General features: G+C 31.0%; 20 protein-coding genes. 10 read left to right on the plus strand and 10 right to left on the minus strand.

Going from position 1 to position 21610, the window contains the following annotated elements:
• Positions 1-2 precede the first annotated feature (2 nt).
• From nqrC to V7P59_RS12405, 7 genes are all read left to right on the plus strand, one after another.
• Positions 3-686, plus strand: a complete 684-nt coding sequence (nqrC, locus tag V7P59_RS12375; RefSeq protein ID WP_333810465.1) for an NADH:ubiquinone reductase (Na(+)-transporting) subunit C — start codon at positions 3-5, stop codon at positions 684-686.
• A gap of 5 nt (positions 687-691) precedes the next feature.
• A complete protein-coding gene (locus tag V7P59_RS12380) occupies positions 692-1357 on the plus strand; it encodes an NADH:ubiquinone reductase (Na(+)-transporting) subunit D (protein WP_333810466.1) in 666 nt (221 codons plus the stop codon).
• A gap of 5 nt (positions 1358-1362) precedes the next feature.
• Entirely contained in the window at positions 1363-2121 is a 759-nt protein-coding gene (gene nqrE, locus V7P59_RS12385; RefSeq protein ID WP_333810467.1) for an NADH:ubiquinone reductase (Na(+)-transporting) subunit E, read from the plus strand.
• Positions 2122-2146: 25 nt separating this feature from the next.
• On the plus strand, positions 2147-3439 hold the full coding sequence (gene nqrF / locus V7P59_RS12390) for an NADH:ubiquinone reductase (Na(+)-transporting) subunit F (protein WP_333810468.1): 1293 nt from the start codon (positions 2147-2149) through the stop codon (positions 3437-3439).
• Positions 3440-3546: 107 nt separating this feature from the next.
• On the plus strand, positions 3547-4014 hold the full coding sequence (locus V7P59_RS12395) for a hypothetical protein (protein WP_333810469.1): 468 nt from the start codon (positions 3547-3549) through the stop codon (positions 4012-4014).
• 74 nt (positions 4015-4088) lie between these two features.
• On the plus strand, positions 4089-4454 hold the full coding sequence (locus V7P59_RS12400) for a Na(+)-translocating NADH-quinone reductase subunit F (protein WP_333810470.1): 366 nt from the start codon (positions 4089-4091) through the stop codon (positions 4452-4454).
• Complete coding sequence (locus V7P59_RS12405; RefSeq protein ID WP_333810471.1) at positions 4429-5445, plus strand: FAD:protein FMN transferase; 1017 nt, start codon at positions 4429-4431, stop codon at positions 5443-5445. Before V7P59_RS12400 ends, V7P59_RS12405 begins: the two co-directional genes overlap by 26 nt.
• Before the next feature lie 31 nt (positions 5446-5476).
• On the opposite strand, the gene V7P59_RS12410 is transcribed toward V7P59_RS12405, so the two are convergent.
• A complete protein-coding gene (locus V7P59_RS12410) occupies positions 5477-6241 on the minus strand; it encodes a class I SAM-dependent methyltransferase (RefSeq protein ID WP_333810472.1) in 765 nt (254 codons plus the stop codon).
• Complete coding sequence (gene map / locus V7P59_RS12415) at positions 6241-7059, minus strand: type I methionyl aminopeptidase (protein WP_333810473.1); 819 nt, start codon at positions 7057-7059, stop codon at positions 6241-6243. Before map ends, V7P59_RS12410 begins: the two co-directional genes overlap by 1 nt.
• Positions 7060-7236: 177 nt before the next feature.
• On the opposite strand from map, the gene V7P59_RS12420 reads away from it, so the two are divergent.
• Positions 7237-8514 (plus strand): acetyl-CoA hydrolase/transferase family protein, encoded by a 1278-nt coding sequence (locus V7P59_RS12420; RefSeq protein WP_333810484.1) that lies wholly within the window; start codon positions 7237-7239, stop codon positions 8512-8514.
• 220 nt (positions 8515-8734) lie between these two features.
• On the plus strand, positions 8735-9067 hold the full coding sequence (locus V7P59_RS12425) for an RNA recognition motif domain-containing protein (RefSeq protein ID WP_333810474.1): 333 nt from the start codon (positions 8735-8737) through the stop codon (positions 9065-9067).
• A gap of 54 nt (positions 9068-9121) precedes the next feature.
• On the opposite strand, the gene V7P59_RS12430 is transcribed toward V7P59_RS12425, so the two are convergent.
• The 6 genes from V7P59_RS12430 to V7P59_RS12455 form a co-directional block, all read right to left on the minus strand.
• A complete protein-coding gene (locus V7P59_RS12430; RefSeq protein WP_333810475.1) occupies positions 9122-10510 on the minus strand; it encodes a TolC family protein in 1389 nt (462 codons plus the stop codon).
• On the minus strand, positions 10510-11856 hold the full coding sequence (locus tag V7P59_RS12435; protein WP_333810476.1) for an HlyD family secretion protein: 1347 nt from the start codon (positions 11854-11856) through the stop codon (positions 10510-10512). The genes V7P59_RS12430 and V7P59_RS12435 overlap by 1 nt, the downstream gene beginning before the upstream one ends.
• Before the next feature lie 3 nt (positions 11857-11859).
• Positions 11860-13512: a peptidase domain-containing ABC transporter gene (locus V7P59_RS12440; protein ID WP_333810477.1), complete on the minus strand. Its 1653-nt coding sequence runs from the start codon at positions 13510-13512 to the stop codon at positions 11860-11862.
• Complete coding sequence (locus V7P59_RS12445) at positions 13509-14180, minus strand: TetR/AcrR family transcriptional regulator (protein ID WP_333810478.1); 672 nt, start codon at positions 14178-14180, stop codon at positions 13509-13511. The genes V7P59_RS12440 and V7P59_RS12445 overlap by 4 nt, the downstream gene beginning before the upstream one ends.
• Positions 14181-14321: 141 nt before the next feature.
• A complete protein-coding gene (gpmI, locus tag V7P59_RS12450) occupies positions 14322-15839 on the minus strand; it encodes a 2,3-bisphosphoglycerate-independent phosphoglycerate mutase (RefSeq protein ID WP_333810479.1) in 1518 nt (505 codons plus the stop codon).
• Between the two features lie 83 nt (positions 15840-15922).
• Positions 15923-18334 carry a DUF5916 domain-containing protein gene (locus V7P59_RS12455; RefSeq protein WP_333810480.1) on the minus strand — a complete coding sequence of 804 codons (2412 nt, stop codon included), beginning with the start codon at positions 18332-18334 and terminating at the stop codon, positions 15923-15925.
• A gap of 191 nt (positions 18335-18525) precedes the next feature.
• Between V7P59_RS12455 and V7P59_RS12460 the strand changes: the two genes are divergently transcribed.
• Positions 18526-19257, plus strand: a complete 732-nt coding sequence (locus V7P59_RS12460) for a murein L,D-transpeptidase catalytic domain family protein (RefSeq protein WP_333810481.1) — start codon at positions 18526-18528, stop codon at positions 19255-19257.
• Between the two features lie 69 nt (positions 19258-19326).
• Here the strand turns inward: V7P59_RS12460 and V7P59_RS12465 are convergent, their stop codons facing one another.
• Both V7P59_RS12465 and V7P59_RS12470 read right to left on the minus strand, forming a co-directional pair.
• A complete protein-coding gene (locus tag V7P59_RS12465; RefSeq protein ID WP_333810482.1) occupies positions 19327-20916 on the minus strand; it encodes a L,D-transpeptidase family protein in 1590 nt (529 codons plus the stop codon).
• Between the two features lie 48 nt (positions 20917-20964).
• Entirely contained in the window at positions 20965-21417 is a 453-nt protein-coding gene (locus tag V7P59_RS12470) for a GNAT family N-acetyltransferase (protein WP_333810483.1), read from the minus strand.
• Positions 21418-21610 lie beyond the last annotated feature (193 nt).

A 21610-nucleotide genomic window follows, 5' to 3' on the forward strand; every position in this document is an offset into this window, starting at 1 on the left:
TCATGAATAGAGAAAGTAACGGATATACGTTTTTGTTTGCGACTGTAATGGTAGTGTTAGTTGCTTCTGCTTTAGCATTTGCTGCTACCGCATTAAAACCAGATCAACAAGCAAATATTAAGAAAGAGAAAATGCAGTACATTCTAAAATCGTTTGGAGTAGCTGTAGATAGAGATGCTTCTGAAGAGGCATATAAAAAACATATTATTAGCGAAGTAGTTTTTGATGAAAACGGAAACGAAATTAGCAAAGATGCTTTTACAGTTGATATCGCTAAGGAGAAAGGAAAATTCCCAATTTTTAACGCTGAAAAAGAAGGTAAAAAATTCTATGTTATTCCAGTAAGAGGAATGGGATTATGGGATGCAATCTGGGGATATGTTTCCATTGATGAAAACTTAAAAGTTGACGGTATCGTTTTTGACCACAAAGGGGAAACGCCAGGATTAGGTGGAGAAATTACACAAGATTATTTCCAAAACAGTTTCAAAGGAGAAAGTGTTTTTGACGCTAACGGAAACTTACAAGGTTTAAAAGTAGTTAAAGGATATACAGGAAAAGACAACAAAGAAGATGGTGAAGTTGATGCAATTTCTGGTGCTACTTTAACAGGTAATGGTGTAACCGAAATGTTAGTTAGAGGTTTAAAACCATATGAAAAATATTTAAAATCTAATAAAAAATAATCGTCATGGCAGAAAACAACAAAGAAGGATTATTTTCAAAAAGTAATATTAAGTTAATTACAAATCCATTTAATGACGATAACCCAGTAACAGTTCAAGTATTAGGTATTTGTTCGGCTTTAGCGGTTACAGTTCAAATGAAAAATGCTTTTGTAATGGCACTTTCAGTAACTGCTGTAGTAGCTTTGAGTAATGTTATTGTATCATTAATTAGAAATTTAATTCCTGCTCGTATTCGTATTATCGTTCAGTTGGTAATTGTTGCGGCATTGGTAATTTTAGTAGACCAAGTTTTAAAAGCATTTGCTTACGATGTAAGTAAACAATTATCAGTTTTTGTAGGATTGATTATTACGAACTGTATTGTAATGGGACGTTTAGAAGCGTTTGCATTAGGTAATGGTCCATGGAAATCTTTCCTTGACGGAATTGGAAATGGATTAGGTTATGGTATTATCTTAATGATAGTAGCATTTTTCAGAGAATTATTAGGTTCAGGTAAAATTTTCGGTATAGAAATTTTAGGAAATGCTGTTGATAAAACAGGAGCTTATGCTCATGGATATGTAAACAATGGTTTTATGTTATTAGCACCAATGGCGCTTGTTACAGTAGGTATAATCATTTGGGTACAAAGAGGTATTAATAAAAAATTAATTGAGAAAAAATAATAGCTATGTTTGAATATATCAATATATTTTTAAAATCCATGTTTATTGATAACATGGTGTTTGCATACTTCTTAGGAATGTGTTCTTACCTTGCGGTTTCAAAAAAGGTTTCAACTGCTATTGGATTAGGTATTGCGGTAACATTTGTATTAGTAATTTCGGCTCCTTTAAATTATTTAATTTATAAATATGTTTTAGAAGCTGGAGCTTTAGGTTGGTTAGATCCATCTTTAAAAGATATGGATTTAAGTTTCTTAAACTTAATTATTTTTATTGCTGTAGTAGCAACTTTAGTACAATTAGTAGAAATGATTGTGGAGAAATTCTCTCCTTCGTTATACAACTCATTGGGTATTTTCTTACCACTTATTGCGGTAAACTGTGCAATCTTAGGAGGGTCATTATTTATGCAATTACGTGTTGATACAGGAACTTATCAAAACATTGGACATGTAACTACTTTTGCTTTATCATCTGGTATAGGATGGTTAATCGCAATTGTTGCGTTAGCTGCTATTCGTGAGAAAATGGAATATTCTAATGTGTTAGCTCCATTAAGAGGTTTAGGAATTACTTTTATTTTAACAGGTTTAATGGCTGTTGGTTTTATGAGTTTTGGAGGTATTGACCTTAACGCATTAAACAAAAAGCCTGAGGCAAAAGTTGAAACTCCAGCTCCTGCAGCTGTTGAAACTCCAGCGGTTGATTCAGTTCAAGTAGCTGTAGATTCTGTAAAAGTAGATTCAACTCAAGTAGTTAAATAATAGTATAACATTAAAAATTGAAATTATGTTTGAATTAATTACATATTCGATTTTAGCTTTCTTAGCGCTTATTTTACTAATGGTGTTTATGCTATTATATGCAAAATCTAAATTAGTAAACTCAGGTGCTGTAAAGATTAAAATTAACGGTGAAAATGAAATCGAAGTAGGTGGAGGAAGTACACTTTTAACTACTTTAGGAAATAATAAAATTTTCTTACCATCTGCATGTGGTGGTGGAGGTTCTTGTTTACAATGTAAATGTAAAGTATTAGATGGTGGAGGAGAGCCTTTACCAACAGAAATACCAAACTTTACACGTAAAGAACTAGCTGAAGGATGGAGATTAGGATGTCAGGTTAAAGTAAAACAAGACATGGTAATTGAAGTGCCAGAAGAAATTTTTGGTATCAAAAAATTCGAAGCAAAAGTATATTCTAACTACAATGTAGCTTCTTTCATTAAAGAGTTTATTGTTGAGTTACCAGAAGATATGCACTATGAAGCTGGAGGATATATCCAAATCGAAATTCCACCATGTGAAGTTAAATTTACTGATATCGACATCACAGCTCACCCAGTGGAGCATCCAGGTGAACCAGAGAAGTTTAAGTTAGAGTGGGATAAATTTAAATTATGGCCATTAGTTATGAAAAATAACGAATTGGTTGAAAGAGCTTACTCTATGGCTTCTTACCCAGCTGAAGGTAGAAAGATTATGTTAAACGTTCGTATTGCAACGCCTCCATTTGATAGAGCTACTAACGATTGGATGAAAGTTAATCCAGGTATTGCTTCTTCTTATGTATTCTCTAGAAAAGCTGGTGATACAGTAACTGTTTCTGGTCCTTATGGTGAGTTTTTCATTAATGAGTCTGAAGCTGAAATGTTGTATATTGGTGGTGGTGCTGGTATGGCGCCAATGCGTTCGCACTTATACCACTTATTCCGTACAGTGAAAACAGGAAGAAAAGTTACGTATTGGTACGGAGGTCGTTCTAAACGTGAATTATTCTATGTAGATCACTTTAGAGCTTTAGAGAAAGATTTCCCTAACTTCAAATTCCATATTGCTTTATCTGAACCTTTACCAGAAGATAACTGGAAAGTAAAAGATGGACCACATGGAGAAGGTGATGGTTTCGTAGGGTTTATTCATAATGTAGTTATTGATAATCACTTGAAATTACACGATTCACCAGAAGATATCGAATTCTATTTCTGTGGACCACCAATGATGAATCAAGCCGTTGTTAAAATGTGTGACGATTGGGGTGTGCCAAAAGAAAATGTTCGTTTCGACGACTTCGGAGGTTAATCCAAATTTTATATATCAAAACCGATTCAGAAATGAGTCGGTTTTTTTATGTTTGAATTTGAAATTGTTTATTTTTGGAATTGTTTAATTTCGATATGTAACGAGGAATGAAAGATTTTTTGATTAAAAATAGTATTACAATTATAGCTTTTTCAGTAATATTTGGATTCATTTTTTATGGTTATACAATTCATTTAGAAAAGAAAAAATATTTTGATGAAGGTGAAACATTGTACACGGTTGGAGAGGTAGTTAACTATAATTATGCCAAAAAAAGTTACAATGTTTATTATACCTATATGCGTAATGGTAATCTTATTAATGACATTTCTTCCGCTGATAATGCAGCTAATAATTCTGTTTATCGTAAGCATATATCTAATGTTGACAAAATGAAAAATCTTTTAATTGGTAAAAAGTTTTTTGTAAAATTTAATGTTGAAAAACCTAAATATGCTGAAATCTATTTTAATCTTCCAGTTCATGAAGAGTTTCAATATGAAGAAGGTCAAACTTGGAAAAAGCCTCTTAAAAGAGCAGTTGCAAAATTGGATGTGTATGGTAATTATAGATAAAAATAATTTTAAAACCGATTCCAGAAATGAGTCGGTTTTTTTATGCTTTCAAATAGAATAACTACCTTTGCAACATGGAACCATTATCACTACAAGACTTACATCATTTGGCCATGAATCACGTGGGAAAAGAACTCGAAAAACAAGGATTTGAGTTCATTGCTATCAATAGCCAATTGAAAAAACATCCGCAATTTATTTGTGTTGATAAACCTACGAATACGTTGCATTTTGTGATGGTACAAGCGGTAACTTATCCTGAAAATCCAAATGAATACGATGTTGTGTTCATGGAAACCTTTATCAATCATGCAAAAAGCAAAAATGCTAAAGTTTTATTTGCAGGTGTTGGCTTTGCTAATGCTGAAGATTTTGAAAAGCCTATTTTAAAAAGTCAAGATTATATTTTAAATTATGAAGGAATTAAAGAGATTTTGTAGTTTTTTAGTTGTAGTTCTTTTATTGGTTTCATGTCATAAAACCACTGATTTTTACACTTTTCAAGGTGAAGCACAAGGAAGTACTTATTCTATAAAATACATTTCAACCGAGGAAAAAGTAACTAAGAACCAAATAGATTCTTTGTTAACCGCTTTCGATTTGTCACTTTCTACCTATCGAACTGATTCTAAGATTTCTCAAATTAATGCCGGAGATTCAACCGTTATAGTGGATAATTTCTTTATTGAAACGTTTCAACTTTCAAATCAAATATTTAAAGAAACAGACGGTTTATTTGATCCAACTATTGGTGTGTTAGTAAATGCTTACGGTTTTGGACCAAATAAAAAGCATCAGGATTTATCTTCAAAGCAAATCGATAGTTTGTTACAATTTGTAGGTTTTGATAAGATTAAATTGAATGAAAATCAAACCATTTCAAAAAAGCACAACCAAACTTTCATCGATTTTAATGCAATAGCTCAAGGATATTCGGTAGATGTTGTAGTGAATTATTTAAAATCAAAAGGAATTGAAAATGCAATTGTTGAAATTGGTGGCGAATTATTCGCTTTAGGAAAAAACACTATTGACAATAAAAATTGGGTCGTAGGAATCGACGATCCATTACAAAAACCTGAAGAACGTACTTTAATTGCCAAAGTTAATTTAGAAAATTTAGGAATGGCAACTTCTGGTAACTATCGTAAAGTTATGATTGATGAAAAAACAGGGGAAAAATTCGTTCATATAATCAATCCAAAGACAGGTTTAGCTCAAAAGAACAACGTTTTAAGTGCAACCGTTTTATCAAAATCTGCAGGATTATCTGATGGTTATGCCACAGCTTTTATGTTAATGAGTTTAGAAGAAAGTAAAATATTTCTTCAAAAACATCCAGAGTTGCATGTAATGCTTTTGTATTCGGATGCCAATAATAAGATGCATCAGTTCAGTACAGATAATTTCAAAAAGTTAATCAAAGAGTAAAAAAAGGCTTTCAATTTGAAAGCCTTTTTCTTTACTTATAACACACTGGAATAATTTCTCCTTTTGCTAAACAATATTTTTCTACTAATTCGGGAGTTATTGTTCTTGTGTAGTCTACTTCATCTACTTTAAAGCCAATGCTTCTTAGTTTGTCAAAGTAATCTCTACCATAAACTCTCACATGGTCATATTGTCCGAAGATTTTAGCTCTTTCTTTTGGGTCAGTTATCGTATCATCCGCAAAAGTAGTTGCTCTTGATAAATCTTGTGGAATTTGAAAAATTCCCATTCCACCAGGTTTTAAAACACGATATAATTCTTGCATGGCTTTCGTGTCATCTGGAATGTGTTCCAAAACGTGATTGCATAAAATCATATCATATGAATTGTCTTCAAACGGTAAATTGCAAATATCTGCTTTTACATCTGCTAAAGGGGAAAACAAATCGGTAGTGGTATAGTCTAAATTCGATTGTTTTTTAAAACGTTTGTAAAATTCTTGTTCAGGAGCAAAGTGCAATACTTTCTTTGGAGCCGTAAAAAAATCGGTTTCGTTTTGTAAATAAAGCCATAATAAGCGATGTCTTTCTAAAGAAAGTGTACTGGGAGATAAAACATTGTTTCGCTGTGTTCCGTATCCATAAGGTAAAAACATACGAAAGCTTTTTCCATCAATAGGATCAGTAAAACGATTTCCTTTCAATAAAAAAGCCAAAATAGGTCGCACAACAATGCTTAATCTAATTAATATTGGACGAGGAATGGTGTTAAGAATAAGTTTAAATAATTTTTTCATTATAATACTAATGGTTTTTGTCTTAAGCCATCTTCTTCATTGCTCACAATTCCTAAAGCATCATAGATATAAGCAAAAGTAGATAACAATTCTGGCTTTCCGTCAACGATTGCTACATCATGTTCAAAATGTGCACTTGGTTTTCCATCTGCTGTTGTAATTGTCCAGCCATCTTTATGTTGTTTGATGTTTTTGGTTCCCATATTAATCATGGGCTCGATAGCAATTACCATTCCGTTAACTAATTTTTTACCGCGACCTCGTTTTCCATAATTAGGAACTTCTGGATCTTCGTGCATTTTTCTACCTAATCCATGTCCGCATAATTCGCGAACCACACCATATCCATGTTTTTCACAATATTGCTGAATGGCATATCCAATATCTTCTACACGATTCCCAACTTTAGTTTCACGAATTCCCACGTAAAGCGATTCTTTTGTAACTTGAAGCAATTTTTTTGTTTCTGGAGCTACTTCGCCTACTTCAAAAGTGTAGGCATGATCACCATAAAAACCATTTTTCAAAGCACCACAATCTACTGAAATAATATCGCCATCTTGCAACGGAATATTATTTGGAATACCATGAACAACTTGCGTGTTTGGACTCATACAAAGCGAATTTGGAAATCCGTACATACCTAAAAATGCAGGTTCAGCTCCATGCGAACGTAGAAAGTCTTCCGCTAATTTGTCTAAATATAAAGTAGTTACGCCAGGTTTAATTTCCTTAGCAATCATTCCTAGTGTTTTAGAAACAATCAAAGCACTTTCGCGCATTAATTCAATTTCCTCTAATGTTTTTATTACAATCATAATGCAAAATTTCGAAGCAAAAGTACGAATTCAAGTTCAATTACAAGAACAAATTCAAAATTCAATTACAATCTATTATTCCTATTACTTAAACTCAAAACCTGAAACTAAATATGAGAATTGTCATATTTTATGCCTAAATTAGAGCATAATTTTGCGGTATTAATTTCATTAGGTATGGGAAAATATGTAACCGCAGCGGAAGCTGTACAAGTAGTAAAAAGTGGGGATAGGGTCTATGTTCAGGCTGCTGCAGCCACTCCAACAATCTTAACAAGAGCACTAACGGATAGAGCTTCTGAGCTTAGAAATGTTGAAATTTGTCATTTACACACCGAAGGCGATGCACCTTATGCAAATCCTGAATTAGCCGAAAGTTTTCATGTTAATTCCTTTTTTATTGGCGCCAATGTTCGTCATACTTTAAAAGCTGGAAATGGATCTTATACACCCGTTTTTTTGAGCGAATTGCCTTTATTGTTTAGAAAAAATGTGGTAAAACTTGATGTAGCCTTCATTCATGTATCGCCTCCAGATAGTCATGGGTATTGTTCTTTAGGAGTTTCGGTTGAAGCTTCTGTAGCGGCAATTGAAAATGCTAAAATTGTTGTGGCACAGGTGAATCCGCAAATGCCAAGAACCTTTGGTGATGGTATTTTACATGTTTCTGAAATTGATTATTTAGTAGAAGTTAATTTGCCAATTTATGCTCATGAAGTAGCTCCTTTTACTGTGGAAGAAGAAAAAATAGGAACGTATGTAGCTTCTTTAATTGAAGATAAAAGTACACTTCAAATGGGGATTGGCTCTATACCCAATGCAGCTCTGAGTAAATTAACAAATCATAAAGACTTAGGACTACACACGGAGATGTTTTCTGATGGTGTTATCGATTTAATAGAAAAAGATGTTATCAATTGTAATTACAAAGGAACTTTACGTGGTAGAGCTTTAGCAACTTTTTTGATGGGCTCTAAACGTTTGTATGATTTTGTAGATGATAATCCATTCATTGAAATGAAAGAATCTTCAATGGTAAATGATACGGCACGAATTCGTAGAAATCCTAGAATGGTAGCGATTAATTCTGCAATTGAGGTTGATTTAACTGGACAAGTTTGCGCCGATTCTATTGGTAGTACGATGTATTCTGGTGTAGGTGGTCAGATGGATTTTATACGAGGAGCATCATTAAGTGAAGGAGGAAAAGCGATTATTGCTTTACCATCCATTACTAAAAGAGGTGAAAGTAGAATAGTCCCTTATTTGAAACAGGGAGCAGGAGTAGTAACGACTAGAGCGCATGCTCACTACATTATTACAGAAAACGGTATTGCCGATTTATATGGTAAAACACTAAAACAACGTGTTAATGAGTTAGTTAAAATTGCGCATCCAAATCATCAAGAAGCTGTTGAAAAAGCTTATTTGGAAATGATAGGTTGCCATAAATAATTAAAAAATTAGTTAGTACAGAAAGATAATCGTGAGATTGTCTTTTTTTATGATAAAAAAATTTCAAAAAAATTAATTTTGGAATGAAATTTTTTTAAAAATATAACATTTTGATTTTTAATTTTTTATATAAAAATCTTCTTTTTTGAAAATAAATCAAACTTTAACCTTTTAGCAACATTAAATAGTCTACCTTTGTAAGGAATTAAATTTTTCATAGATGAACATTTTTGTAGGAAGTCTTCCTTTCAGTGTAGAGGAAGCAGATTTAAGAGGTTATTTTGAAGAGTATGGAGCTGTTGATTCAGTTAAAATTATCTCTGATAAATTTACCGGAAGAAGTAAAGGATTTGGATTTGTTGAAATGGCTAACGATGCGGAAGCTCAAAAAGCAATCGACGAATTAAACGGTGGAACTATCGAAGGTAGAAAAATCGTGGTTAACAAATCTGAACCAAAACCAGAAGGCGAAAGAAGAAGTTTCGATCGTAATTCAGGTGGAAGTAGAGGAGGTTATTCTAATAATAGAGATAACAACAGAGGTCGTTACTAATATATTTTTTAATATAAACGAAAATAAGCCTTCGCATTGCGAAGGCTTATTTATTTACTCTACATTTGAAAGAGTTCTATATAAACCGATTACTACATTTAAGTACCTGTTTTCTAGTCCAATTTCATTTAATTGAGAAGTTACTAATGTGTTTTCTCTGGAATTAATGATAAAAAGTGAACTTTCTCCCATTTCAAATAAACGATCTTCTGCATTCAATAATGTGTTATAATCTTGAACCAGTTTTCGGATGTATTCTCTTTGTTTTTCTAAAGAAGTAATTTCTTGCTGTTGTGATTTTATCTTGTTTTCTAAACTTTTTCGTTCAAATTGCAATCCAAATTCGGAATCTTGAATTTTAATATTAGCTAATTTTACTCCAGCTCTCTCTTTTCTTAAAAAAAGCGGAAAAGAGAAATTTACCCCAATTTTATAATCTTCAAATCGATAATTATCAATGTAACTAGGTTCTGATAGATAGTTGTAGCTTACATCAAGTTTAGGTAAGAGAGCATTAGCTTTTAATTTTTTATCCACTTTTAGCATTGCAATTTTAGCATCTAGTGCTTGAATTTTCGGATGATTATTTAAATCTATTGGGCTTAATTCATTTACCTGTAAAACTTCTTTTATGGTTTTTGATAATGTGATTTCAGGAATTAAATCATCATTTAACTCTAATGGAACATTGTTTTCTAACCATAAATAATTAGATAATTCTAACTTGGCTTTTGTAAGTTTTAATTTAGCATCTTCTAAATTTAATAATCTTGTTTTTACTAAAATTCCTGCTTCAATACTATCAATAGCTGGTTTATCGCCTTCTGAAATTAGTTTTTCAACGCCTTTATATCGAGTTGTAGCATTAACAAGATAGTTTTCATACAATTTCATCTCATCAAAAGCTCTTTTCCAATTTACATAACTTACCGAAGCTTCATGTAAAACTTCAATAGCTTGTAACTTTCGCTCGGCTGCATTCAAACTTTGTGCAATTTTTGCTTTTCTTATATCAGCCATTCTTTGGTTAATAAACAACCCTTGACCCACAGGAACTGAAATTCCAAATGAAGTTAAACCGCTATTTGGTAAGGTGTTTTCTGGATTTACATACATTCCTTCAGCATTATCAAATCCTGCTTTTAATTCAATACCATACCAAGTAGGGATTTTAAAACTACTGTTTAAAATAGAGTAATATTGATTATCTTTAAATTGTTTCTCATTAAAGTCTACTTCAATTTTTGGATCAAAAGCACCACGAGCTTGCATTAAATTGGCTTGTGCTTCATTCAGTTTTAAATCGGCTTGTTTTACTAAAGGATGATATTTTTTTACATAACCTAAAAATTCATTGTATGTGAATTCTTTAGGATTATTTTGCCCTAATAAATTCAGTGAACTCCAAATAATAATAAAGATATAAAACAGTCTTGATTTCATTATTTTTTTGTGTTTTCAGTTGTTGTAGGTTTGTAAAAATTAGGAGGGAAACCGTTTAGAGTTCGCCAAATTTCAAACCAAATTGGTACATCGTTTAATAATGCTAAAGTCTGTGTTCCGGCACCAATGCTAAGTTGTTCAGGCCATTTTTTATCTTTTGGATCGGGTGCAATTAACACACGGTATTTACCGTTTGGACTAATGAAATTTTCTTTTGCTACAATTACACCTCCAAACGTTCCATACGAAATATCAGGCCATCCGCTGAAAACAATAGTTGGCCATCCATCAAACCAAACTCTTACTTTTTCACCCTTGTTGATTAACGGAAAGTCAATTGGATCGATATAAGTTTCCACTGCAATGTCGTATTTTGAAGGCATAATGCTCACCACTGCAGTTCCTTCTTTTATAGTTTCACCTATTCCCGATTGTAAAGCTCGGTTTACATAACCATCTTGTGGAGCAGTAATGTAATACAATCCATTTCTGATCTGATAATTTTTATATTGATTTTTGAGTTTGTTAACTTGTGCTTCGGTATCAAATTGCGAACTCAAGGCAGTTTGTTTATCGCTACTTGCTTTAGCATTTTTTTCTGCATATTCGGCACTAATTCTGTTAAGTTCCATTGTGGCATTCAAGACCTCATTTTTACTAGCAATGTATTTGTTTTCTTGCGTAATGATTTTTGCCTCTGTTTCTTGAAGTTTCATTCGTTTTTCCTCAACATCGGTCATAGGTTTTAAACCTTCTTTATTTAAGTTAACTGAACGCGTATATTGTGTTTTAGCAATTTTGAGTTGGGTTTTCGTGGCTTCAAAATCAATACTATCGCTTTGTACTTTTAAATAGGCTTGTTTAAGTTTATTTTGCGCTTGTTTCAGTTTTAGATTCTTTTCGTTTTCAATAGCATACATTTGATTTTCAAGAGCTTTTACTTTGTCTGCATATGAAATGACAGCATTTTCTTTTGCTTTTACTTGATTACCGGTATTTTCAATTAAATTTGGATCTAAATAATCCTCTTTTACTTCAGATATAAATAAGATAGTATCGCCTTTTTTTACAAAATCACCTTCATTTACATACCATTTTTCAATTTTACCCGCAATAATAGTTTGTATGGTTTGTGGACGTTGATTTGGTCTTAATGTGGTAACATTTCCATCACCTTGAATGTTTTGAGTCCATGGAAGAAATAGAAAAAGCACAACAAGGATTACAAAAGCCCAAATAATTTTACGAATTACTTTGTAATCTTTCTCAGCTTTAAATATTTGAGTTGATTTGAATTGGTCCATTTTAATGGATTGATCAATTCTATTTTTTGTGATGTTTAACATAGTTTAAATCGATTTAATTTCTCCTTTTTCTAAAAGAATAGTCTGTTTACAAAGCTTTTTCCAATATGGATTTTTACTAATGACAATCAATGTCCAAGGATGTTTATCATCTGTTAAATAATCGATTATTTCTTGGCAAGTTTTTTCGTCAGATTTATCCAAAGGATTTTCTAAAAACAACAATTTTGGATTGTTTATGATACAACGCGCTAATACTATTTTTTGAATAGTAGAGGAATTGATTTGCTTTCCTTCAGATGAAATTGTTGTGTCTAATCCTTTTGGTAATGCTTTAATGGCTTCGGTTAATTTTAATTTTTCAATTAATTCAAATACCGTATCCATTTTAATTTCTGGATTATTACATGTAATATTTTCTAAAATAGTACCTTCAAAAGGCATTTCATGTGCGGTAATGATTCCAATTTTCGAACGATATTCATCTGAAGAATATTTTTTATAATTTGTATTATTAATGAATATACTTCCCGAAGTTGGTTCAATTAATCGAGCTAATAATCGCATCAGTGTTGTTTTACCCGAACCATTTTCACCTAGTATTAAAGTGTGTTGTTTTGGCTCTATAGATAAATTGATGTTTTTAACTATTTCTTTGTCTGATTTTGGATAGATAAAAGATAAATTCTCTGTTTCAATAGTAATTTTGTTTTTGTCAACCAAATAGTTTGAATTTTGAATATCTTCTTCTAATTCCATATCAACTACTGAACCTAATTTTTCAAGTGATGTTAATACATCATAAAATAATTCTAAGCCAGAAAATAATTTTTCAACCGCTGCAATGATACTTAAAATGATAATTTCTGCTGCAACAAACTGACCAATATTCATTTGCTGATTAATCACTAATAATCCTCCGATAATTAATAATCCTGCTGTAATTATAATTTTAAATCCTGTTAATTGAATAAATTGTTTTAACAAAACTTGAAAATGATTTTCCCTTTGCTTTAGATATTCATTTACTAACTTATCATTTTTATGTAGCGAAAAATTAAATATGAAATTGCTTTTAAAACTCAAGTGATTTCGTGCAATTTCTTGGAGCCAATGAGCTACTTTGTATTTGTATTTAGATTCTTTTAAACTGGTTTCTAATCCAATACTAAAGTTCATTTTGAAAATTAAATACAACAATAATAATAAGATAGTTCCAAAGAAGATAAAGAAAGAGTGATATAAAGAAAGTAATATAATTCCAAATATAATCTGTAAAGCAGCTCCAGAGATATCTAATAATAATTTTGTAAATCCTTTTTGTACTGTTAAAGTATCAAAAAAACGATTGGCTAATTCTGGCGGATAATGATTGTGTAATTCATTGAATTTTATTTTTGGAAAGCGATAAGCAAATTCAAAAGACGAACGAACAAATATTTTTTGTTGTAAATTCTCTGTAATTCGAAATTGCATGATTTTAAGTAAACCTACAAATGCTACTCCAACTACAACAATAACAACTAATACAATCCAAGATGTACTTACTTTACCAGCTTGAATAAAATTAATTATGGATTGAATTCCTAATGGTAATGATAAACTTATTAAACCCGCAATAATAGAGTACAAGAAGATTTGATAAATATCTTGTTTGTCAATTAAAATTAGGTTTTTAAATCTTTTTAAAGGGGTCATAGTAATATTTTTTTAGCCATATCTGTGTAGAATTCTGTTGCACATTCTTTTTCAGATAAATTAGTAATAGTTTTTAAATGATTTTTCAAAAAATGTTGGTGTAATGCACCTTCTACAATATTAGATGCTAGACTTTTTGCATAGGGATAATCAGGATTAACTTCAATAATAATATCCACAATTCGATTAATAACTCTTTTATATACTAAGAAGAAACCTTCTTTATTTTCGTTATCCACTTCTTTTGTCATTAAAGTTTTAGTGAATTCTTCAATAATTATTCTGTTTAAAATAGCTTCATTGATATGAGGTGTTGAATTATCGTCAATTACATTTTCAGTTACTAACTTTATGGCTTTTTCTAATTTTTCAAATGCATTGGAAACATTCGTTGTAGCAAAAGCCATGCGGTATTCCATCCAAGACCAATACCAAGAAGTTAAATAAACCAATAGTTTGTGCTTATTTTCAAAATAACGATAAATAGAACTTTCGTTAGATTGAATTTTCTCTCCTAACTTCTTAAATGTAAATGCGTCAAAGCCAATTTCATCGATTAGTAAAATACTATTTTTTAGAATATTACGTCCTAATTCAGAGGTTTCGGGATCTTTAACGTATAATTTTTCGTTAATAGTTATTTTTAAATTAGATAGTAAGTTTTGCATAAAACGATATTTAACAATGCAAATATAATAGTATTACTATCAATATATAAAAGTTTAACTTTTAATTTAGAAATGTTAGAGCAAAAAAAAGAGATTCAATAAAAATGAATCTCATATAATTAATTTATTAGAAGTAAAATTTTACAATAAAGAATGACATGTCATTACTGCAGGTTTTTCAATTCCCATCAAATCTAAAATAGTAGGAGCAATATCACCCAAAACGCCATCATGTATTGTTTTCAAATCCTTATCCACCAAAATAATTGGAACTGGATTAGTTGTATGTGCCGTATTTGGTGAACCATCAGGGTTAATCATAGTTTCACAATTTCCGTGGTCTGCAATTATTATTGTAGTGTAATTGTTTTCTAAAGCAGTTTCAACTATTTCTTTTACGCAAACATCAACAGCTTCACAAGCTTTAATTGCTGCTGACATTACACCTGTATGCCCAACCATATCGCCATTAGCAAAGTTTAGACAAACAAAATCAACTTCTCTCTTTTTAAGTTCAGGAACTAGTGCGTCTTTTAGTTCAAAAGCACTCATTTCGGGTTGTAAATCGTAGGTAGCTACTTTTGGAGAATTTTTCAAAATGCGAGTTTCGCCTGTAAAAGGTTCTTCTCTTCCGCCCGAAAAGAAAAAAGTAACATGCGGATATTTCTCAGTTTCAGCAATACGGATTTGTTTTTTATTGGCTTTTTCTAAAACTTCGCCTAGAGTTTGGGTAATATTATCTTTGTCGTAAATTACATGAACATTTTTATACGTGTCGTCGTAATTGGTCATGGTAACATAATATAAATTCAATTTGTGCATGTTGTACTCATGAAAATCTTTTTGAGATAAAGCTTCGGTTAATTCCCTTCCTCTATCGGTTCTAAAATTGAAGAAAATTACGACATCGCCATTTTCAATTTTTGTTAATGGCTCGTTGTTTTCATTCACTTTAATTAAAGGTTTAATGAACTCATCGGTTACATTTTCGTCGTAACTTTTTTGTATGCTCTCAACAAAATTTGTGGTGTGATGACCAATTGAATTTACTAATAAATCATAAGCTAATTTAACGCGTTCCCAACGTTTATCTCGATCCATTGCATAATATCTACCAATTACAGTTGCAATTTTTGCATTAGAATCTTTTACATATTCTTCTAAATTTGCGATGTCTAATAAAGCCGATTTTGGATCTACATCACGACCATCGGTAAAAGCGTGAACAAATATTTTTTCTAAACCATATTCTTGCGCAGCATCTAATAAGCCGTATAAATGCGAGGTATGAGAATGCACGCCACCATTAGAAACCAATCCTAAAAAATGTACTTTTTTATTGTTTTCTAACGCATATTTGAACGCATCAATAAGTGGTTTTTCTTGATTTACGTTTTTGTTTTGAACGGCTAAATTTATTTTTGCTAAATCTTGGTACACAATTCGACCAGCGCCTAAATTCATATGGCCCACTTCTGAATTTCCCATTTGACCTTCGGGTAAACCTACGTTTAAGCCATCAGTTCTTAGTTGGGCATTTGGATATTTTGTATATAAACTATCTATAAAAGGGGTATTGGCGTTGTCTATGGCAGAAACTCTCGGATCTGGAGATTTTCCCCAGCCGTCTAATATCATTAAAATTACTTTTTTGTTCATTTTTGTGTGTTTGTACAAAGATAAACATTTGGTAAATTTTTGAACGAAAAAGTGACGTAAAATTACGAAAACGATTAAGTGAATTATCCTTTTCTTACCCAGTTTTTAGCTTGATTGTAATCTATGAAATAACGTACACTTATAGATAAAACATGATTCAAATTATCTTCAAATAAAGTAGAAAAATTTGAGCTAAAGTCTTTGTTAATTTGACGATTAAATGATGCCGCATTATTTCGATATAAAATAGACATTTGACTTCCTGGAGCAAACCACCAAGAATAGCTTAAATCCAAATTCCAAGTACTAAAATTTGAATTTCTATTACCTGTATAAGTGGTGTTTGTTGATAAACTTCCATCATCGTTTAGGTTGTTTATTTTGTTGTTTTCTGCTAACGACCAATAATGCCTTACAGACAAGTTAAAGTTCATAACACTACTAATAGAAAATTTACTTGAGATAGAATTGGTATAAGTGTCTCTATCTCTTCTGGCAAAAATGATGTTAGAGTTTTCAAAATCAATCCAACCAATGTCGTTTTTTTGTTTGAAATAGTTGAAACTATAAACTAATGACAATTTATCACTAAAACGATATCTTGGGCTAATATTTACGCCAGCTTCATATCGGTTTTCATTGATAACATGCGATATGAAAGGTTCAAAATCAATTGCAAATTTATTATTATAGTTAGAAGAAAAATAAATCCAACCGCCAATGTTTTCAGGATTTACAAAATATCTGTTGGCAACTCGAGGCTCATAATAATCGTAATTTTTAAAAGGATTAAAGTTGATTCCTCCCCCAAAAAAGTGATTTTTTTTATTAGTAGAATTGATGTTAGCATTAAAATTACTTGCTTGAATTTGGTTAGTAGGCGTGTAAAATTCAAAGTAAGAATTTAAATTAACTCTAAAGGTATTAAATGTTTTGTTTGGATTTAGAATACGATAGCTTGCATTTCCTGAAAACGAATAATAGTTAGTTCTAAAGTTAATTCCTAAATCATTTACTTGATAATCTTTTGAAACATAATTGCCACCTAAACTATATCGATATTTTCCATTAGTATCTGCAAAATACAAAGAAGTGTTTAAGCCATTTGAACTTTTTTCATCATAAATGCTACTAGTTTTAACTTCTCCAGACAAATTGTAAGAATTATCTTTGTTGTTTAAATTAAATAATAACCCTGAAACATTTGCATCTCTAAAACTTCCATCTCTTGTTACGTTAGTATTGATAAAAGTAACTGAAGAATTTTGATTGAATCGTTGGTCAAAAACGGTAACGTTATAATTGGTTAATGGTGAAATCACTACTTCACGAGAATTATTTGTAACTTCGTTAAAAGCAGTTGCGGTAGTCTTCTCTGTAATTGCATTCAAAAATCCTATTCCTAAACCATCTTTATCTCTTCCTGAAATTTTCATTGCATTCAAAAGATTAATGGCCGATGGAAATTTTAAAATTCTTTCGTTCTCATCTAAATTAAGGTCTAAATTTGGTGTAGCCCCAATTCTTCTCGAATATAACAAATTACCCTTGCTAAATAAGTCTGTTCCTTCTGTGAAAAAAGGTCGATTTTCGTTAAATTGTTGTTCGAATGGTCCTAAATTTAAAATGACATTATCAAATTTGGTTTGACCAAAATCGGGAACTAAAATAGCATCTAAAGTAAAAGCATCGTTTATCCCATATTTGATATCCAATCCGCCTTTTAATTCACCTTTAGTTTTTTGGGTTTCACTTCCTGAAAGATAAAAAGAAGAATAAGGAATTAAAAACAATCGGGTAGGAGTTTTGATGTTTTCTATACCTGTTAAAATACCAGCTTGTTGAGAAATGGCTCCAATTTTATTATCAATTGGACTCCATGTGTATTTTTGGCGTTCTCTTCTAACTTCTCTAAAAAAGTTAAGTCCCCAAGTTTGTTTGTCTTGTTCAGGAAAACGAAGAGCCGCGTAAGGAATTTTCATTTCTACTACATAACCAAAATCGGTAATTTTAGCATTGCTTTCCCAAATGGCATTCCATGAACCATCTTCTCCTTCAGATGAAGTAAAATTGGTGTCAATCTGACCATTAGCAGCCGTTACAAAAAATCTAAATTCTTGCTGACCATCATTATATCCATTAATAAATACACCAAAAAAATCGGAAGTTCCAACATTATCGCGTTCAACAAGTTCTTTTAATATTTTTTCAGGATTAGGGTCATACAATGCAGCTCCTATATATATAGCGTCATTAGAATATAAAATTTTCACTTCGGTTTTAAATTCTTCAGGAATTGGAGTGCCGTTTTTTGGTTCTAAAGAAACAAAATCAGTTGCTACTTCTGCATTTTTCCACACTGTTTCATTTAATTCGCCATCAATACTGATAGCTTCTGTCAATTTATGAGCTCTTACTGTCTTTTTTTGTTGACTATAAGTAAAAGTTGAAACGCTAATTGCAAGTGTTAGGAGGAAAATAATTTTCTTTGACATAAATGAAACTATATTGCGCAAAATTAGGATAATGTATTATATGTCTACTTTTTTTATATAATGTTTAACTTTTGTGAGAATAATCGACGAAAGGTTAAAATTTTCGATAAAATACATTAAAAAATTTGTTGGTTTAAAAATAATAAATATATTTGGCGCATCTCAACAACAATATAACTACAAGATTAACAATGATTTACAGAATTTTTCCCCTAATTTTATTTTGCGTTTTTTCTTTTAAGCCTTTAAATACAATAGATGACAAAAATAATGAAGTTAAAATTACAGATCCAAAATTAATTGCTGCAAACAAAAAAGCCACTGTGGAAGCAAAAAGTAAATCATTTTACACATTGATTGATGCAAATGGTTTTTCATTACCTTCTTTTGAGAGTTTTGTAGCTGCTTTTGAAGGGTATGAACAATTAAAACAACAAGGTAAAATTGAAAATGAAATTTTGACTATTGTTGATTTTAGTTTGTCATCTATTCAAGAGAGAATGTGGGTTGTTGATATGAAAACTCAAAAAATAATTTTAAAATCACTTGTAGCACATGGTAGAAATTCCGGTTTAGAATATGCAACCGACTTTTCAAATGCAAATGAATCTTTTAAAAGTAGTTTAGGATTTTATATTACAGGTGAAGTTTACAATGGAAAACACGGATTGTCTTTACGTTTAGACGGAATGGAATATGGAATTAATGATAATGCTCGCAATAGAGCAGTAGTAGTTCATGGCGCTGATTATGTGAGCAAATCATTTATTAAAAACACAGGAAGATTAGGAAGAAGCCAAGGTTGTCCAGCCGTTCCATATGAAATTCACGAAGAATTGATTCAAACTATCAAAGGAAAATCTTGTATTTTTATCTATCATCCATCAAGAACTTATGTGGTAAAATCAAAATTAGTTTCATAAATGAAGATTTAATTTTAAGTTGTCATTTATGTAATCGCTTTTTATTGATTTAGTTGATACAAAGTTTTCTTACTCGCGATTTCGTAATTTTTCAAATAACGCTTTGTCAAGGTCGTAAATGTCCTCTCTAAATTGAAGTTTACCATTTTCAATCCAACTGGTCCAATACCATATATAAATATTTACAGTATCTTTTACAGATACTGTTTTTGTTTTCTCTAATTTAATTATTGCATCCATTTCGTCGCCACTCCATTTTTCCGGATTGCTTTTTACTAAAATCTGTTTCGCTAAAACTAATGGGTTTTCAACTCGAACACAGCCCGAACTTAGAGAACGATATGTTTTTACAAAGTAATCTCTATGATTAGTATCGTGTAAGTAAACCGAATGACGATTTACAAAATTAAACTTTACTAATCCTAAAGAATTATTGTAACTGGGTTTTTGAACGTATTTATAATTGTTTGCTTTAGCAGGATTCCAATCATTCGGACTTACCTCTTTACCTTCATTATTGTAAATGGTTAACTGTCTGGATGAAAAATAATTTCGGTTTTTTGAAGCAGATGGAGTTAAATCTTCTTTTATAATTGTAGGTGGAATTGTCCACGTTGGATTAAATACAAAATTGGATAATTTTGAACTTAAAATTGGAGTTTTTCTTTTCGGTGTTCCCACCACAATTCGATGACTTGCAATGGTGTCATTATCTCTAACATAATGCAACATATAATCTGGAATGTTCGCAATTAAATATTGTTCGCCTAAATCGGAAGGATACCATTTCCAACGTTCTAAATTAGCAAATATTTGTTCTATTCGATCGTTTTTAGAAGTATTCAATGCTTTTAAAGTTCCAATTCCAATAACGCCATCTGCGGCCAATCCATGACGCGTTTGAAAACGTTTTATGGCTTTAAAAGTTAATGAATCATATGCCCAAGTGATAACACTATCTTTATTACGATAATCTTTCCAATACGCTAAACGTTTTTTGATTTTTACCATTTCGGGTAAAGTGTCGCCTAGAACAATTTTGTTTTTGATAGCAATTTTTTCAAAAGTAACGTTTGGAAATTTATCAATTTCAACTAAACTCTTTTTAAGAGATTGATAAACAATATGATTTGGTTTTATTTTTTTAAAAGTGGAAGCAACTGTTTTTTCTTTAATGGCATTTTCTAACAATGAAGAAAGTGCAATTTCTTTTGGTTTCAAATCCCAATCAGAGTATAATTCTTTTGGGTTTAATTTTCCTTTGTGTAGATGATTGGCTAATTTTTCAAAAGTTTCCGTAAGCAAAATGTCATATTTTACAATATCTCCATCTTTCAGTGTTGCTCTTTTGTTTTCTAAATCTTCAATAATATTGATTTCGTAATCTTTTGGGTTTAAACCTTCCTGATAACAAAATTTAATCTCATTTATTAAATCTTTCCTGTTTTCATCTAAATACCAAATTTCATGAAAATTCAGTTTCTTGTAATATAATTTTATACTGTCTGATTTTTCACTCAGTAAATCTGGATGAATAGGTCTTATAATTACATTTAGAACGGTATCTTTAATAATGCTATTGTCAAACGCAATAGGTAAAGGTTCCTTCTTGCACGAAATTAGAGTGAAAATAAAGAGGAGTAACGTAATTTTTTTCATGAAATCTCAATTGTGTTATAAATATAAGAAGAATTATCAAATAACTTCTTAGTGTATTTTCTTATACATAACAAAATGAATGCCAACTTCTGGAATTAAAAAAGAATCGCCAATAATTTTATAGTCTAATTTTTCGTAAAACGGAACTGCATTTTCTCGTGCATTGAACCAAATTACATTTGCGTTCAAGTTAATACAGTGTTTTTCAGCTTCTTTTACTAGTTTGGTCCCCAATCCTTTTCCTTGAAATTCTTCTAAAACGGCCATTCCTCTTATTTGAAATTGATTTGTTTCAGAGAATAAATTATTTTGTTCTTTAAAAACAGAGATAATTCCCACGAGTTGGTCATCTAAAAATAATCCCAAATGTATTGTTTGTTCATCATCATCTCCTTTAAAAATGCAAGTTTCAATTGGTTTCCCTTTTCTTAAAACTTCATGACGCACAGGATATGTTTCAACCGAACTAATTTTTTTAATTTCCATAATTATATAACTCATTAAAAGTTAATCTTTTAGAGAAAGGCGTTAATTTTAGGGTAAAGTTAGTGCAATAGCTTTGAAAAAAATATCAAAAAAAATTTGCAATTACTAAAACTTTTAAAGTATATTTGCACCCACAAAAGTTAACGCTTTTGTTATGCGGAAGTAGCTCAGTTGGTAGAGCTCCAGCCTTCCAAGCTGGTTGTCGCGA

The organism is Flavobacterium sp., assembly GCF_036782315.1.
In the GTDB taxonomy this organism is placed as follows: domain Bacteria; phylum Bacteroidota; class Bacteroidia; order Flavobacteriales; family Flavobacteriaceae; genus Flavobacterium.

What these genes read in the sequence shown, in the direction of transcription:
- V7P59_RS12435 (WP_333810476.1), bottom strand. Translation starts at nt 11,856, where the DNA reads ATGTTAAACATCACAAAAAATAGAATTGATCAATCCATTAAAATGGAC.
- nqrF (WP_333810468.1), top strand. Translation starts at nt 2,147, where the DNA reads ATGTTTGAATTAATTACATATTCGATTTTAGCTTTCTTAGCGCTTATT.
- V7P59_RS12430 (WP_333810475.1), bottom strand. Translation starts at nt 10,510, where the DNA reads ATGAAATCAAGACTGTTTTATATCTTTATTATTATTTGGAGTTCACTG.
- V7P59_RS12455 (WP_333810480.1), bottom strand. Translation starts at nt 18,334, where the DNA reads ATGTCAAAGAAAATTATTTTCCTCCTAACACTTGCAATTAGCGTTTCA.
- V7P59_RS12460 (WP_333810481.1), top strand. Translation starts at nt 18,526, where the DNA reads ATGATTTACAGAATTTTTCCCCTAATTTTATTTTGCGTTTTTTCTTTT.
- nqrE (WP_333810467.1), top strand. Translation starts at nt 1,363, where the DNA reads ATGTTTGAATATATCAATATATTTTTAAAATCCATGTTTATTGATAAC.
- V7P59_RS12405 (WP_333810471.1), top strand. Translation starts at nt 4,429, where the DNA reads ATGAAGGAATTAAAGAGATTTTGTAGTTTTTTAGTTGTAGTTCTTTTA.
- nqrC (WP_333810465.1), top strand. Translation starts at nt 3, where the DNA reads ATGAATAGAGAAAGTAACGGATATACGTTTTTGTTTGCGACTGTAATG.
- V7P59_RS12465 (WP_333810482.1), bottom strand. Translation starts at nt 20,916, where the DNA reads ATGAAAAAAATTACGTTACTCCTCTTTATTTTCACTCTAATTTCGTGC.
- V7P59_RS12395 (WP_333810469.1), top strand. Translation starts at nt 3,547, where the DNA reads ATGAAAGATTTTTTGATTAAAAATAGTATTACAATTATAGCTTTTTCA.
- V7P59_RS12420 (WP_333810484.1), top strand. Translation starts at nt 7,237, where the DNA reads ATGGGAAAATATGTAACCGCAGCGGAAGCTGTACAAGTAGTAAAAAGT.
- gpmI (WP_333810479.1), bottom strand. Translation starts at nt 15,839, where the DNA reads ATGAACAAAAAAGTAATTTTAATGATATTAGACGGCTGGGGAAAATCT.
- map (WP_333810473.1), bottom strand. Translation starts at nt 7,059, where the DNA reads ATGATTGTAATAAAAACATTAGAGGAAATTGAATTAATGCGCGAAAGT.
- V7P59_RS12445 (WP_333810478.1), bottom strand. Translation starts at nt 14,180, where the DNA reads ATGCAAAACTTACTATCTAATTTAAAAATAACTATTAACGAAAAATTA.
- V7P59_RS12425 (WP_333810474.1), top strand. Translation starts at nt 8,735, where the DNA reads ATGAACATTTTTGTAGGAAGTCTTCCTTTCAGTGTAGAGGAAGCAGAT.
- V7P59_RS12440 (WP_333810477.1), bottom strand. Translation starts at nt 13,512, where the DNA reads ATGACCCCTTTAAAAAGATTTAAAAACCTAATTTTAATTGACAAACAA.
- V7P59_RS12380 (WP_333810466.1), top strand. Translation starts at nt 692, where the DNA reads ATGGCAGAAAACAACAAAGAAGGATTATTTTCAAAAAGTAATATTAAG.
- V7P59_RS12410 (WP_333810472.1), bottom strand. Translation starts at nt 6,241, where the DNA reads ATGAAAAAATTATTTAAACTTATTCTTAACACCATTCCTCGTCCAATA.
- V7P59_RS12400 (WP_333810470.1), top strand. Translation starts at nt 4,089, where the DNA reads ATGGAACCATTATCACTACAAGACTTACATCATTTGGCCATGAATCAC.
- V7P59_RS12470 (WP_333810483.1), bottom strand. Translation starts at nt 21,417, where the DNA reads ATGAGTTATATAATTATGGAAATTAAAAAAATTAGTTCGGTTGAAACA.